This window comes from Pseudoalteromonas sp. (assembly GCF_041629635.1).
Taxonomy (GTDB): domain Bacteria; phylum Pseudomonadota; class Gammaproteobacteria; order Enterobacterales; family Alteromonadaceae; genus Pseudoalteromonas.
This window is the reverse complement of record NZ_JBFKMX010000094.1, coordinates 1-14,447: the sequence shown is the minus strand read 5'-3', so window position 1 is coordinate 14,447 and position 14,447 is coordinate 1. Positions and strand designations below refer to the sequence as shown.

The 14,447-nt window shown below is 36.6% G+C and carries 19 protein-coding genes; 11 read left to right on the top strand and 8 right to left on the bottom strand.

The features are described 5' to 3' along the window. The 5 genes from ABYD77_RS13175 to ABYD77_RS13155 form a co-directional block, all read left to right on the top strand. Positions 1-215 (top strand): efflux RND transporter permease subunit (locus ABYD77_RS13175; protein WP_372770594.1); only part of this gene is annotated, 215 nt, incomplete at its 5' end. Between the two features lie 134 nt (positions 216-349). Continuing rightward, on the top strand, positions 350-1,579 hold the full coding sequence (locus ABYD77_RS13170) for a TMEM143 family protein (RefSeq protein ID WP_372770593.1): 1,230 nt from the start codon (positions 350-352) through the stop codon (positions 1,577-1,579). 158 nt (positions 1,580-1,737) lie between these two features. Further along, the gene (locus ABYD77_RS13165; RefSeq protein WP_372770592.1) at positions 1,738-2,199 is read left to right on the top strand and encodes a TerB family tellurite resistance protein; all 462 of its coding nucleotides are present in this window, start codon (positions 1,738-1,740) and stop codon (positions 2,197-2,199) included. Further along, on the top strand, positions 2,165-3,079 hold the full coding sequence (locus tag ABYD77_RS13160; RefSeq protein ID WP_372770590.1) for a hypothetical protein: 915 nt from the start codon (positions 2,165-2,167) through the stop codon (positions 3,077-3,079). The genes ABYD77_RS13165 and ABYD77_RS13160 overlap by 35 nt, the downstream gene beginning before the upstream one ends. An 80-nt stretch (positions 3,080-3,159) precedes the next feature. Further along, the gene (locus tag ABYD77_RS13155) at positions 3,160-3,459 is read left to right on the top strand and encodes a hypothetical protein (protein WP_372770588.1); all 300 of its coding nucleotides are present in this window, start codon (positions 3,160-3,162) and stop codon (positions 3,457-3,459) included. Here ABYD77_RS13155 and ABYD77_RS13150 read toward each other — a convergent pair. Together ABYD77_RS13150 and ABYD77_RS13145 are read right to left on the bottom strand one after the other, a co-directional pair. After that, positions 3,432-5,144, bottom strand: a complete 1,713-nt coding sequence (locus ABYD77_RS13150) for an alkaline phosphatase (protein ID WP_372770586.1) — start codon at positions 5,142-5,144, stop codon at positions 3,432-3,434. The two genes, ABYD77_RS13155 and ABYD77_RS13150, sit on opposite strands and share 28 nt — an antisense overlap. 397 nt (positions 5,145-5,541) lie before the next feature. Next, complete coding sequence (locus ABYD77_RS13145) at positions 5,542-5,895, bottom strand: RidA family protein (protein WP_372770584.1); 354 nt, start codon at positions 5,893-5,895, stop codon at positions 5,542-5,544. Between the two features lie 152 nt (positions 5,896-6,047). On the opposite strand from ABYD77_RS13145, the gene ABYD77_RS13140 reads away from it, so the two are divergent. Beyond that, positions 6,048-6,947, top strand: a complete 900-nt coding sequence (locus ABYD77_RS13140; protein ID WP_274759986.1) for a tetratricopeptide repeat protein — start codon at positions 6,048-6,050, stop codon at positions 6,945-6,947. On the opposite strand, the gene ABYD77_RS13135 is transcribed toward ABYD77_RS13140, so the two are convergent. The 3 genes from ABYD77_RS13135 to ABYD77_RS13125 all read right to left on the bottom strand — a co-directional run bounded on the left by ABYD77_RS13135 (position 6,948) and on the right by ABYD77_RS13125 (position 8,330). Then, positions 6,948-7,334 carry an MAPEG family protein gene (locus tag ABYD77_RS13135; RefSeq protein ID WP_372770582.1) on the bottom strand — a complete coding sequence of 129 codons (387 nt, stop codon included), beginning with the start codon at positions 7,332-7,334 and terminating at the stop codon, positions 6,948-6,950. It abuts the gene before it with no gap. Positions 7,335-7,336: 2 nt separating this feature from the next. Further along, on the bottom strand, positions 7,337-7,576 hold the full coding sequence (locus ABYD77_RS13130; RefSeq protein WP_274759988.1) for a DUF2960 family protein: 240 nt from the start codon (positions 7,574-7,576) through the stop codon (positions 7,337-7,339). 79 nt (positions 7,577-7,655) lie between these two features. Then, on the bottom strand, positions 7,656-8,330 hold the full coding sequence (locus ABYD77_RS13125; protein WP_372770580.1) for a tRNA (adenine(22)-N(1))-methyltransferase TrmK: 675 nt from the start codon (positions 8,328-8,330) through the stop codon (positions 7,656-7,658). A gap of 101 nt (positions 8,331-8,431) precedes the next feature. Here ABYD77_RS13125 and ABYD77_RS13120 point away from each other — a divergent pair, with 101 nt between their 5' ends. Continuing rightward, positions 8,432-8,602: an NADPH-dependent FMN reductase gene (locus tag ABYD77_RS13120; protein ID WP_372770578.1), complete on the top strand. Its 171-nt coding sequence runs from the start codon at positions 8,432-8,434 to the stop codon at positions 8,600-8,602. Continuing rightward, positions 8,577-9,044, top strand: coding sequence for an NAD(P)H-dependent oxidoreductase (locus ABYD77_RS13115; RefSeq protein ID WP_372770576.1), 468 nt, complete (start codon positions 8,577-8,579; stop codon positions 9,042-9,044). The genes ABYD77_RS13120 and ABYD77_RS13115 overlap by 26 nt, the downstream gene beginning before the upstream one ends. Here ABYD77_RS13115 and ABYD77_RS13110 read toward each other — a convergent pair. The 3 genes from ABYD77_RS13110 to ABYD77_RS13100 form a co-directional block, all read right to left on the bottom strand. Next, positions 9,038-9,922 (bottom strand): dTDP-4-dehydrorhamnose reductase family protein, encoded by an 885-nt coding sequence (locus tag ABYD77_RS13110; protein ID WP_372770574.1) that lies wholly within the window; start codon positions 9,920-9,922, stop codon positions 9,038-9,040. The genes ABYD77_RS13115 and ABYD77_RS13110 overlap by 7 nt on opposite strands. 200 nt (positions 9,923-10,122) lie before the next feature. Beyond that, positions 10,123-11,223 (bottom strand): YdiY family protein, encoded by a 1,101-nt coding sequence (locus ABYD77_RS13105; RefSeq protein WP_372770572.1) that lies wholly within the window; start codon positions 11,221-11,223, stop codon positions 10,123-10,125. A 77-nt stretch (positions 11,224-11,300) separates the two neighbouring features. Then, positions 11,301-11,768 carry a GNAT family N-acetyltransferase gene (locus ABYD77_RS13100; protein WP_372770570.1) on the bottom strand — a complete coding sequence of 156 codons (468 nt, stop codon included), beginning with the start codon at positions 11,766-11,768 and terminating at the stop codon, positions 11,301-11,303. 158 nt (positions 11,769-11,926) lie between these two features. Here ABYD77_RS13100 and yeiP point away from each other — a divergent pair, with 158 nt between their 5' ends. The 3 genes from yeiP to ABYD77_RS13085 form a co-directional block, all read left to right on the top strand. Further along, entirely contained in the window at positions 11,927-12,496 is a 570-nt protein-coding gene (gene yeiP, locus ABYD77_RS13095; RefSeq protein ID WP_372770568.1) for an elongation factor P-like protein YeiP, read from the top strand. Between the two features lie 205 nt (positions 12,497-12,701). After that, the gene (locus ABYD77_RS13090) at positions 12,702-13,868 is read left to right on the top strand and encodes a nucleotide sugar dehydrogenase (protein WP_372770566.1); all 1,167 of its coding nucleotides are present in this window, start codon (positions 12,702-12,704) and stop codon (positions 13,866-13,868) included. 20 nt (positions 13,869-13,888) lie between these two features. Beyond that, a partial coding sequence (locus ABYD77_RS13085; protein ID WP_372770595.1) for an SDR family NAD(P)-dependent oxidoreductase occupies positions 13,889-14,447 on the top strand: 559 nt, incomplete at its 3' end.

The following is a 14,447-nucleotide window of genomic DNA, read 5'->3' as shown; positions in this document are numbered from 1 at the left end:
TATTGGCCCTTGAAAAACGTTTAATGCCCATTTTAATGTCAACAGCGACAACTTTATTTGGTCTTGCGCCTTTGGTACTTATCCCCGGTGATGGTACAGAGTTGTATCGGGGGGTTGGCGTTATTGTAATAAGTGGCATTTTGGTGTCGACAATACTAACACTGACGTTTTTACCTGCGTTATTAGTTGCTTTGTTAAAAGATAAACGTTCTTAGAATAAATGTTTTAACGTAAGGGCTCACAAAGTGGGCCCTTTTTTGGTTTTAATTGCGAGATACTACTTACAGTAGTTGGTTTGATCCCTTTAACAAGGTACAGTTTTAAAATGATTTGTTGTAAGTCTTAAATTATGTCCCTAGAGCGTTTTATACCATTTAGAAAGTCTGATGTGATCAGCATGTGTCAGTCACTTTTTAGAAAAGAAGACCACCCGTCTTTTATCGAATTTGCAGAATTATTTGCCAGTGTTATTCATTTTGAATATCACAAGCGCTTAGAAGTATTAAAAGATAATTACGCACCTTTCGACCCAAATGCAGATACGCAATTGTTAACTAACCTTAGCGAAACAGAAAAGCTAACTTGCCAAAAAACCTTTGCACAAGAATTTTCATCCATACTTAATGCAGCAAATTATGAGATTATTACAGATCAAGATTTGCAAGATGCATTAACAGAAGAATCACTGTTTAAAGTCAGGCTCGAAGTTGCTTTTGATGATTTTGCTGAAGTGGTATTTTATCGTCGTGGTGCATCAACAAAAAATGAAACACTCAGCACTTGGTGGGGATTTAGAAAACAAACGATCAGTTTTACTAATTACGATAGAGTTGCTGTTTTTATTCGTTTTAAAGATGCCGCACATTTTGCTAATAAAAAAATAAAGCCAGTTGGTTTTGAGCCAGGCGCTACCATCATCAAACTCTTTCAAAATGTACCCAAAGCCGATTTAGAAATGCTGTTCCCAAACAGTGAAGTACGCATGAGGCCTATTGATAAAGTAATTATCGGTGCGTCAGCCGCAGTAGGTGGGGCAGTTGTATTGGTTACTAAATTAGGGGCATCAATTATTCTAGTTGCTGCGTTAATCTCATACTGGTTAGGGCTACGTAATGATAATGTTGAGTTTACTCAGCAGCATTTAATCAGTTTAGGATTGGGCTTAGGAGTATTTGGTAGCTTTATTTTTAAAGAGTGGAGTAAGTTTAAAAATAGAAAAATCAAATTTATGAAAGCATTAGCAGATAACCTCTATTTTAAAAATTTAGACAATAATGCAGGGGTATTTCACACCTTAATTGATGCAGCTGAAGAAGAGGATTGTAAAGAGGCAATAATCGCTTACAGTGTGCTGTTAAATTTTAAAGCAAAGCTTACGAGTGATGAGCTTGATAGCGAAATTGAGAATTGGTTTGAACAAACATATCACTGCCAATTAGACTTTGAAATTGGCGATGCAATTGCAAAGCTTGAAAGATTAGACTTGATAGTTCGTGACGGTGAATACATCTCAGCGCGAACACTTGATGATGCTAAATCGCGACTCGACGCTCGTTGGGATAATTTTTATCAATATTAATGTTGGTTTTTATGATGTTGATTTTGAGGTGAGAGATAAATTTTAATATTAAACATGTAAGCAAATAAAAGCGCTTAATCGATATTGCATTTAGTAACAAATTTTCATTACCCAAGGGTCGGGCTAACTGCTAACGTTAAATTTTTGGGAGTATTATTTTGATCGCACATTTAAAATCACTGTTGTCTTCATTCAATCAGCAAAATAACACTAAATCAGCTATCGATTTTGAAACTGGACTTGCTGCTCTCTTAGTTGAAGTTATGCGTGCCGATGGCAAAGTGGCATTAGAGGAAGTGGAAAATATTCACACTATATTGACCACGTATTGTGATTTACCCAATGAAGCAGCAACACATTTATTAGATAAAGCGAAAGGCCTCGTTGAAAAGGCCATCGATTTGTATTCGTTTGTTAACGTAGTGAATGAACACACCAGCGATATTGAACGTATTGAGATTATAGAGTTACTTTGGCAGGTTGCCTTTTCGGATGGCTCTGTGGACGGGCATGAAGATCATCTGATACGAAAAATAGCAGGTTTGATGTATGTTGCTCATGCCGATTTTATTCAGGCAAAAATTCATGTGCAAGAAAGCCGCCAAAAAGCGAGTGAGTAATTTACGCTGGCATTTAGTGCTTATTCTGTCAGCTTTTTCATTCTGTCCATCTTCATTTGCAACCATTACACCTAATAATTTGGGCGCATCAAAAACCATAAAGTACCAACATTTAGATGCGCTTTCGTTATCACATCAACAAAAAATTAAAGAGTGGATTTCATTTGGAATAACAGCGAATGAGTTAGTATTAGGCGAACCTTTTCAAAGCAACTATCAGTTTGATTTAAAACCGCGTTATTTTTCAACAGAGCCAGTACCTTGGGCAAGAATAGTAAGAGGGACACCAGACACAGTTGAGCTTCATTTTAATCGTTATGCCTCACTTGTTAGTTTAAAAAACGATTGGACGCTATATCACGAGTTATCACATCTTTATCACCCTCTTTTCGATTACAGTGATTTTTGGTTGGCTGAGGGACTGGCAACCTATTTACAAAATATTGTGATGTTTCAAAATAACTTAATTAATCGCGATGAGTTTTATACTCGGATCAAAGCGGGGCTTTCAAGAGGTAAAGTTAATACTAAAATAAATAGCGGACGGCTAAGCGATATCAGTGAAAATATGTGGCAGTTAAAGGCGCATCAACGTGTGTATTGGACTGGTGTTGCATTTTTTATTGAAGCTGAGCATGCTTTAAAAGCGAATAATAAGCAAAGTTTAGTTGCTTTGATAAAACAGTATCAACACTGCTCCGCTATTAATGCGAAAGCGCATAGCAGTAATGCCCGTGATTTTTTACGTGAACTCGATAAGTTATCGCGTTCAGCACTTTTTACAAGCCTTTATCGGCGTTATCGAGACCGAGAAGACTTTCCAGTAATTACTGATTCGCAAATTAAAAGCTTAATTGCACCTTCAACATTTAAATTCTGATACGTAACGCATTTTTAAATTCATATTTGGTTAATTTTCCAACTGTTATTGTTTATTCTTAATTATTAAGGAGAGCGCAAATGAATGTGTGGTTAAGTCAAGAAGAGCTGTCAATGTTACTTAGCGATGTTCGGGAAAAGGATTTAGTATTCGAGGCACTAAATAGTGACGTTTCTGAAAGTACAAATGATGTATTTGAGAATATTGTTACGCATTATCAAACACTGCAAATAGAAGCGCGTAACACCATATTAAGTAATATAGAAAAAGGCGATATCGCTGCTGTTAATCAACAACTTAATCGCCTGACACTATTAAACCGAAAAATGTTAAATGAGCTTAAACAAAGCCTTTATTTTGCGGGTACTTCGGTTGCCTGAGTAGTAATTTGATATTCACTTTGATGAACACTCGATAACAAGTGCCATTCACTGTGCGCTTTTTCAGGGGTAAACGTTACAGTCATAAAACCACGCTGATGGATATTGGCATACTCAAGATCGTCAACAAGCAGTTTAAGTGCTTCAGAAAATTGCAGCGCCATTTGTTCTGGCAGTTGTAAGTAATATTCTAAACCAGGCGAACTTACCGAACTTGTTGCGAATTCATAACCACATACATTACCTTTGCCATCTTTAAGCGGACCGCCCCATGCATTGTGAGTATCACCTGCAAGTGTAATCAGATTTTTACCAAAGCTATGTGCTGTTTGTAGGATCATTTCGCGCTCTACAGGGTAGCCATCCCATGCATCTAAATTGTAAGGTGCGACAGTCATAATTCGTGCTTTTTCAAGCTCAGATAACGTTGGGTCACCTGCAAGGAATCGCCCTTTAATTTGTGCAAGTTCACTCAGTGTTTGTGCAGTTTGCGTGCTTGGATTAGCAAGTTCAGCCAGTAATTCAGCTGGAATATGCATACGATTCATCAGCACTTGCTGGCCAAGCACTTGCCATTTTGCATTTGAATTTATCATGCCATCTTGTAGCCAAATTAGCTGATCAGTACCAATTAACTTTTGTGATGGCTCGATTAAATCAAGAATAAATCGGTTGCTGTCAATTTGGCCTGTTACAGGATCAATATAATTTGCATAATTTAGCGGTTTTGCACGACTTTCATGACGAGTATCAAGCATATAAAGAGATACCAGATCACCAAATTCAAATTGACGGTATAAACTTTCGGTTTGACCTTTTACATATGGGCGAATTGGCATCCACTCAAAATAAGCTTGTAGGGCAGCCAGTTTACGTGCGGTGAAGTCGCCTTCGCCTTCATTATGGTTTTCAGCGCCGTTTTTAAAGGCATCGTTGGCAACTTCGTGGTCGTCCCATACAGCAATAAATGGGCTGTTTGCATGTAATTGTTGTAAAGCTGAGTCACTACGATAAAGTGCATAACGCTTGCGGTAATCATCAAGGGTAATGATTTCTTCGGCATTGTCTGAAGCAAGCTCACGACCTAGCGCTACAGCGTTTTCAGTTGCGTAGCCATCTGCACCGTATTCATAAATGTAATCACCAAGGTGCAATACTGCATCAATATCAGTAAGTTTTGCTGCTTCTGCGTACGCATGAAAATAGCCAGCAGGGAAGTTTGCACATGACATAACGGCAAACTTAACACTGTTGATAGCGCCCTGTGGAAGTGTTTTAAATTGCCCAACTGGTGATGTTTCATCTTCAGTCACAAAGCGGTAGTAATATTTGCTGCCAGCATTTAAGCCAGTAAAGTCAATTTTAACTGTGTAATCGTTAGAAGCTAAAGCCACAACCGTTTGTTGTACTCGGTTTACTTCAAAGTTTTCATCATCTGCAATTTGCAGTGTTAGATTAACACCTTGTGGCGTGCCAGCAGGTGTAACACGTGTCCACAAAATAATTGCATCACTTAACGGGTCGCCACTGGCAACACCGTGATTAAAGCTGATTGAAAATTCATTCTCGGCAAGTTTATTATCATTATCGCTATTACAGCCTGTAAGAGACATTGCGATGGTGGCAGCACCCAGTCCGTAAATAGATGCTTTTAAGAAATTTCTACGTGAAAAGTGGTGGTTCATAGTGTGACCTTTTGTTTTTCTTATTATCATAGCTACCTTATATGACAATATTAGGCCTGGTCAAACCTCTGTCCACATCAATGTGAATGGATGTAACAATTTACGAGAAGCAGAATTACCACAAGATATAAAATTGAGAAACTCAATTGATTTTAAATGCATAAGCTCTGTCTAACAGGTAATAGTAATATCCATGACATGGATAAGTAGCAATGATAGAAACAGTGATTTGTAAAATGTAAGATCAGTTTAAATAAATTTCAGTAATGGGTTTAAAGCTCTATAAATGAAATGGATTGATGTCTGTTTTATAAATTAAGATCATTACAGACATCAAATATGATTCGCATATTTCGACGATCTCATGCCACAACATAGATGCTATGCTTTATCGTAATTAATCTATTTGTGCAGCTATTACTGATACTTCAACAAGTAATTCAGGACGCGCCATTGCAGCTTCAACACAAGCGCGAGCTGGGGCATAACCTTCAGGTACCCATGCATCCCAAATTTCATTCATTTCTTTGAAATATTGCATATCTTTAATGTAAACCGTTGCACTTAACATGTGTTTGCGACTGCTACCGGCTTCGATAAGTAATGCATCGACTTTATCAAGCATTGTTTGCGTTTGCTCTTTGATATTTTTGGTTGCATCAGCACACACTTGGCCGCACAAATAAACTGTTTTGTTATGTACCACAATGCGACTCATTCGTTCATTGATATGGGTACGTTGAATGCTCATATTATTTTCCTAAACTTGAGTTTTGTATGGCCGAAACTCTATCAAAACCCACTATAAAATAATATGCAAATCAGTAGCAATGTTATAAAACATGGGTGTAGCTTATAACGGTTTGATGTATATTAGTGGCTTGAAAAAATAAGGCTATATTAATGAAATTAAAATTTATCTTTCTTCTTATCTTAAGCATTTTTAGTGTTACGGTGTTAGCCAATGATGCAAAACCGATGAATGAGCAACAACAAGAAAAAGCACTTAAAGAATTAAACGAACCGCTTTACCGCCCACTGTTGGAGCGATATGTGTTGGACGAGTTGAAATCGTTGCGTCAAGATCAACAAAAACTACGTGAAGACACCACAAAACAAATTACACACACTGAATTAAGCGCAGCTGATAGAGCACTTGATTACACTAATGACACAATAAACAACGTGATGTTTATTATTACCGCCACAGCAACAATATTAATTCTGGTAGGTTGGAATTCATTACGTGATGTAAAAAATAAAGTTGAAAGTATTGTAAATGAACGCGTAAAAAGTATTACCGAAGAATACGAAACACGTTTAGGCGTGCTTGAAAACCAATTAAAAGAACGTTCTGAAGAAATTCTAAATAACCAGCGGAAAATTACCATTACCAATGAAGTTCATTCACTTTGGATGCGTGCGAATTTAGAAAGCGATGTGAATTCTAAAATTGAAATTTATGACGAAATATTAAAACGTAAACCAGATGATGTAGAGGCAATTACATACAAAGCAGATGCATTATTAGAGCAAGGTAAAACGAATAAAGCGGTTGCACTTTGCAATCAAGCAATCGATGAAGACGCAGATTACGGTTATGCCTATTGGCAACGTGCCTGTGCTTATGCACAAGAAAACCGATTGTCTGAATCGATGGACGATTTACAAATGGCGTTGAAGCTTTCGCCAAATCTTAAAAATGAATTGGCAAATGAACTCGCATTTGAAAACTTACAGGTACTACCTGCATTCTTAAAGCTACTTGAAGATGCAGGTATTAAATTGAGTGAGCAAGCCTAATTAATTTAGGCTTTCAAACATCATAGCGATTGGGCAAATTAAACCCACTAACCATACGCTCGAACGCAATATGTGCCAATTTATGTAGTAACAAATGCAATAAAGCACGCGTGCAATAATATAGATAATTGCAAGTGTTTCAGTTGTACTGGTTATGGTATTTGTTGCAAACACCACCACTAATGCAATGGTAAAAATTAGCAGTGATTCAAAACTATTTTGATGCGCAGCTAGCGCACGAGCCCCGAATCCAGTTAATTTACTTTGCTGTGCACGTGGATGGCGGTTGTCGTAACCGCCTTGTTTATTCATGGCAATTGCAACAGGTGCTTTTGCTAGATAAGGTAAAAGTGCGGCAATAATTGCACAAAGGATTAATGTATTCATCGTTATTCTTTAATAAATGTGATGTTAGTAACACCTAACTTTTTAAAATACTCATCTCTAAAATTGCGGATTGCCGCTTTATCTTTAGCATACAAAGTAACTTGATGCTCCATCTTTGAATAATCAGCAATATCAAAGCCCTCGGCAGCGGCAATAGCTTCAAACATAGAGTTATACTTGTCTTGCGCAAAATTAATCAGTTTTTGTTGGTGATTAAAGGTGTATTGAATTTTCTTAGCCATAAATGTCTTCTAACAATATTTTGTGACATTGTACTTAACTGTAAATAATCTGGATATACGAAATAGTCTCTTGGTGAGTTTAATTGTTAGAAAGTGATATTAATTTGCGTGTTAATTTGAGGTATTCATTTAATGCAGGTTGAAATTCAACTTTGTGTGTAGCCACTTTGTCATAATGCGATACAAGACGCTTTAAATAGTTTAAAGCGATATCAGGTTTTGTATGTTGCCAAAAACTCTCTCCAACAGGGCTTATTAATTTAGCACAATTTGTTGATATATAGATGATCTCATAAAAGCGATTATTTTCTTCAACGAGTGTTTCTTTTAAAAGCCTAAAGTCTAATTCAATTAATTGTTTGCGTAGTACAAAGGAATGATGAACAGGGCAAATTATAAAGTCTATTTCTTTTGTTGGGTAATTAGTCTGAATAGTTGAAACAAATTCCGCGGCTAAATCGCCACCTACACCTGCAATGATTACTAAATGCCTTCCAGGATAATCATCAATTGGTAGGGCATTTACGCTTATTGTATGGCAAAGCCAATTCGTCTCGGAAAAGCTTGTTTTAAGGTTATGCTCGAGCGCTAACATTATGTGCCTTGCAATATCAACAAAATGGATTGTGCTAGCTGGATTTGAGTTGCAAAGCGCTTTGCCTAAATAACCATGATCGCAACAGGTGTCCCAAATATGGTGATAGTTGGGCTCAATAAATTCAACGATGGTTTGTAAACGATTTGATAAAGACATGACGAGTGAGCAAAAAATAAAGTGTGTTATTTTAACAAGTTTTAATTAAAAATACTGGATATTAAATGTATATTGCATGCAAAATATTTAAGGGAATTTAAATGAAAATAGCGATAATAAGCGGCAGTGGTCGTAATAATTCAAATAGCTTGAAATTAGGTCAATATATAGCATCAAGATATCAATCAGAAGCAATTACAATAGATCTAATTGATCTTAACCAACATAGTATTTTACTTCATCACTATGAACCATTATCAGTTAATGTATGAGAAAGTACAATTACTGAATCGATTATATGATTGTGATGGCCTAATGATTATTGCGCCAGAGTGGGGAGGCATGTTACCTCCTGTATTACATAATGCTTTATTGCTAAGCGCATTTGGCTCCGCATCGGGCTTTCCGTTAGGGCACAAACCTGCCTTTGCAATTGGTGTGTCGGCATCAGGTGGCGGCCACAATCCTATTAGTATTTTAAAAGGCTATGGCGCAAAGAACCCGCATTTAGTTTGGTTACCTTTTCATTTAATTATCAACAATATAAACGAATTTTTATCTGATATTGACGAAGACAGTCAAAACACTCGACACCTTCAACTCATGTCACGTTTAGACAGCGGTGCTCATGCTTTATCACTCTATGCAAAGCAGCTTAAGCCAATACGAAAGCAACTAATAAAACTTTCAGAGAAACACCCCTTTGGTCAGTAAACTAAATGTGTTTTTATTATCTCAGTAAATGCTTGTTTAAAAGAGCGTGTGTGACGAATGTTAAGTGCGCTCAAGCGTGTATCTTTTAATGCACAGTTATATGGTCGGTTAGCAATTTGGCTTGGTTCATTGATTGGTGAAATACCATTTTTATCAAGATTTAGAATTTCTGCAGATAATTGCGCAATTTCATACTTTGTATATGCTTTTTCATCTGATAAATGAAAGATACCTGATGTATTTTCACTTGGCTGTTTAACTAAATCGACCAATTTATAGGCGATATCGTCAACATGTGTAGGGAAGCGAATAGCCCAGTTATCATGTGCACTGATTGGCTTATCGTTGACCTGCTGCGCAATGGTTGTAATGGCTGACTCATCAAGTGATTCGACGTCTCCGTATAGTACTGGTACTCGAATAACCGTATGCGCTTTGCTTGTACTTAACACAATGTGTTCACCCAATTCTTTGGTTTCACCGTAAAAGTTCAACGGGTTCGTTTTTGCGTTTTCTAAATAAGGCGCCTCTTTACCATCAAATACATAATCTGTGCTGATAAAGAATAAACGGGCATTGATGCGTTTAGCTTCGTTTGCTAAATGTTCTGTTACAGCAAGGTTTAGCGCCTTTGTGTGTGCTTGGTTATTTTCGCATACATCAGGTTTTCGCTCTGCTGCTGCATGAATGATAATGTTTGGCCTAGCACTATTTAGCAGCTCGGTAACAGCAATGTTATCTGTTAAATCAAGTTGAATTATTGGCGCCTTTGCACGGCTAAAACCTGTGCCAATAACATTAAACCCTTGTTCGGTAAAAATCCGAAATAGCGCACGGCCCAAGAGGCCCGTAGCACCAGTCACCAGTACATTTTTCATAACATTCCTTATACTCGAAGTTATTATAATTCAGTGAGAATAATTCCGTTAGTGTTAACGAATTTATTGATATGATTGAAATTTAATATATTTATCTAGGACATGCTATTTTACACAGACATTCGACTTTGTGAGTTGAGTTGCACAATTTATAGTATGAATATGTATAAATGGTCATGGTAAGTTAAGTTAATTTTTAGTTAAAACTTGTAACTTAAACTCACCACAAAGCGATAATCGTTTTTGTTAGGAATTACTAAACCTGCTTTTTTTGGCTCCTCTATACGATCCAGATAAAATGTTAAATCAAGATCAAAGTCTCCAATAAGATCAATTTCGATCCCAGTTTTAAATCGATGAATGTAATGGCCAGCGTCTTCACTCACGACTTTAATTTGATAATCTACATCGAAATCTATATTTTTGCTTATGGTCCATTGTGTTGTCATACCCAAATTAATTACAGCTGACGTTTCTTTATCATTCTGACCGGATTCAACACTTATGTAATCAGTGGTTTGATAACTCGGACCAGCACTTACTTCCCATGAAAAGGTTCTGATATCTATCAATTTATAACCAATACCAATACCAAATGTGTGCCTGTTATCAATATTACCAAATTCATCAGCGAAGTATTCATAATCAGCCAGTCGGATAAAGGTCTTAGGTGAGAAAAACCAATCATAACTGCCAGTTAAACGTTGATCGTTTGTAGTATCTTGTTTTTTCCCTGTCTCTAGGCTTTTTCGCTGACTAAAATTACTAATAAAATATGATCTAAATCGACTGCTAGCAGTTCTACGTTGTGCTTCTGCGCTAATTGTGTAATCTGATTGCTCAGAATTACCGCGCCGGAAGTTAGTACCAAAGTTTACTTCAGCGTTCCAGTAACCCAACTCAATCCCTTCAGCAGAAGCGATAGAGAGCAAGTTACTCAATGCATAAGATTGTTTAAAACCGTTGTGAGCAACGCTAAATTTGTTATCTTTAATAATTAGTTTGCCACTCAATAAAGTGCCATCGTTGAGACGAATACTTTGTTCACCTTTAGTATAAAGTTCAGTAACATCAGAAATATTGATAACTTGTATACCAAACTCTTTAGAGTCGAATTCGAGTTCTTCCTTATACAGGGTGATCAAATCACCTTTTAACCATTCACCTGAAGTGGTCTTTAACCAATCGAACTCTTGGTCAAAGGATGGCGAGACAGGTTTCCAACTTAGCAATGTATCTGCAAATGAAACACTCGGATAAAGCAATGAAGAGGCTAACACCAGATAATGTGTGAGTTTCATGAACATCTTACTGTTAAATTTGACTTAACCACACATTATATTATTTCTTAAATGTTTAAAAAGACTTTTGATTAATCTTAGTTTTCTGTCGAAAGTGGGAGTTCCATAAAAACACTAAGTGGGTTATCGCGGTAACGACCAAAGCACTTACATCGAGTAAAGCCAAGGCTTTCATATAAATGGATAGACTCTGTTTGTTTACTACCAGTTTCAAGTCTAAGTAATGGGATTTGTGCTTGTCCAGCCCAGTACATTAAATTTTGCATGATTCGGCGTGATAAGCCTTTACCACGGTGGGTTGGCTTAACATAGACGCGTTTAATTTCACCATATAAAGTTGATTCAAACTTTTTGACAATCGCGCCACAGGCGATAATACCTTCTTCGGTGAGTAAACCAATAGCGTGAACATTGGGTTGATTTAGTTCACTCAACTTTAAAGATTGGTCACTGGCAATCGGATAAAGTGAATTCATCAAGCGATCTATTTCGGCGAACAGGCTAATAACATTTGGATCGTTTGAGTCTAATGAGACTAACTGCATAGTGTCCTCTGCAACTTATAACTTTACCGTTTATATATTGTGGCAAATAATTAAAAATCAAGTTAACAAAAAATACAAGTTTGATTTAAGCAATAAATATTTACTAACAGGTGATATTTTTGTAGGGTCTGCATAAATTGACACAATGAGTATGATAAATGCCTAAAGCAAGTGAAATTAAAAAGCATGCCGCTATTGAATATAACGGTCGAGTGATGATTGTACGAGATATTGAGCGTTCGGTACCCCAAGGTCGTGCAGGTGGAAGTTTATACCGTATGAGAATGTATGACGTGGTTAACGGTGGTAAAGTTGATGAAACTTTTAAAGCGGATGAAATACTAAATTTTGCAGATTTAAACCGTAGACCTGCTGTCTTATCTTATATCGATGGTGATGAATTCGTATTTATGGATGAAGAAGACTATACACCTTACAACATTAATAAAGAGGCAATTGCAGAGCAACTTTTATTTATTGATGAAAACACGAAAGGTTTATTAGTTGTAGTCGTTGAAGGAAGCCCTGTTTCAATAGACTTACCGTCAAGTGTTGAGCTTGTAATTGAAGACACTTCACCCTCAATTAAAGGTGCTTCAGCAAGTGCACGCACGAAGCCTGCAACGATGACTACAGGTTTAATTATTCAAGTTCCTGAGCACATATCCATCGGAGATAAAGTGAAAATAAATACCTCAGAACAGAAGTTCATGGGTCGAGCAGATTAATCAACAATATTCAATTAAGGCTTAACTCATGATAAGCCTTTTTGAGCTTTAAATTGAATAAAGTACATAAAAATCAGTATAATGTGTTAAATTAATAGCAATGGCGTATATGTTGCTTTAACTATCAACTAAAGAAATACATTTATTCCCTCTAATTTTCACGTACGTTTTTTAAAGTTTAAGCGAATTTCGAGAAAGGACCTTTATGAACATTACTATCGCAGGGACTGGCTATGTTGGTCTTTCAAATGCAGTGTTACTGGCGCAGCATAATTCGGTAATTGCTTTAGATCTGGTGCAAGAAAAGGTGGATTTGATAAATCAAAAAAAATCACCAATTTCTGATCCTGAGATAGAAGATTTTTTAGTACATAAACCGTTAAACTTGATTGCAACGACGGATAAAGCGTCAGCATTTAAGCATGCTGACTATGTCATTATAGCTACACCTACCGATTATGATGAGGGTACAAATAAATTTAATACCTCTTCTGTAGAAGCTGTGATTAATGATGTAAACAAAATTAATCCATCAGCAATAATGGTGATTAAATCTACAGTGCCAGTAGGGTTTACAAAACGCATAAAGCAAAAACTATGTACCAGCAATATCATCTTTTCACCTGAGTTTTTGCGAGAAGGCAAAGCATTGTATGATAACCTGTATCCTTCTCGTATTATTGTTGGTGAAAAGTCAGAACGTGCAAAGGTTTTTGCAGAATTGCTTGCCCAAGGGGCCATAAAAAAAGACATTGATATTCTACTGACTGGCTCAACAGAGGCTGAAGCAGTAAAACTGTTCTCCAATACTTATTTGGCAATGCGTGTTTCTTACTTTAATGAGTTAGATACATATGCAGAAAGTCATGGCTTAGACACCAAAGAGATTATTGAAGGTGTTAGTTTAGATCCAAGAATTGGCAACCACTATAATAATCCGTCATTTGGTTATGGAGGTTATTGTCTGCCTAAAGACACTAAACAGTTACGCGCAAATTTTGAAGATGTACCGAATACCTTAATAAATTCAATCGTTGAATCAAACACTGTTAGAAAAGATCACATAGCTTTTTCGATTATTAATCGGCAGCCAAAAATCGTTGGTATTCATCGTTTAATTATGAAAGCAGGCTCTGATAATTTTAGAGCTTCTTCAATTCAAGGAATTATGAAGCGTATTAAAGCCAAAGGCATTGAAGTAATTGTATATGAACCTGTTTTAGAAGATGAGTCTTTTTTTAATTCACGGGTGATTCGTGATCTTGATGAATTTAAGCGAATTTCTGATGTGATTGTTTCTAATAGAATGGAATCTTGTTTATTAGATGTTGCTGATAAGGTTTATACTCGGGATTTATTCGGTAGTGACTAGCTTAATTTATATCTAATTTTATCAAGGATAATGCTTTTAAATATCTTGTTACTGGTGCAGCCGGCTTTATAGGTAATTTTGTCGCGGAACGCCTTTGTCAATTAGGTCACGAGGTTGTCGGAATTGATAATATTAATGACTATTATGACCCGGAACTTAAGCTCCAGAGACTTAAACGTATAGCGCATCTAAAACTATTTAACTTTATTGAAATGGATATTGCCGATAGGCAAGCGGTTTCATCCTTATTTAGTTCACATAAGTTCAATCGCGTGATTCATTTAGCTGCACAAGCAGGTGTTCGTTACTCATTAGAAAATCCGATGGCATATATTGATTCAAATATTGTTGGCATGACAACAATTTTAGAAGGTTGTCGCCATAATAAAGTTGAGCACTTAGTTTATGCTTCATCTAGCTCGGTTTATGGTATGAACGAGAAAATGCCATTCTCAGAAGATGATGCGGTAGATCATCCTGTATCACTTTATGCCGCTACTAAGAAATCCAATGAATTGATGGCGCACACATATAGTAACTTATATGGGCTTGCAACAACTGGTCTACGATTTTTTACTG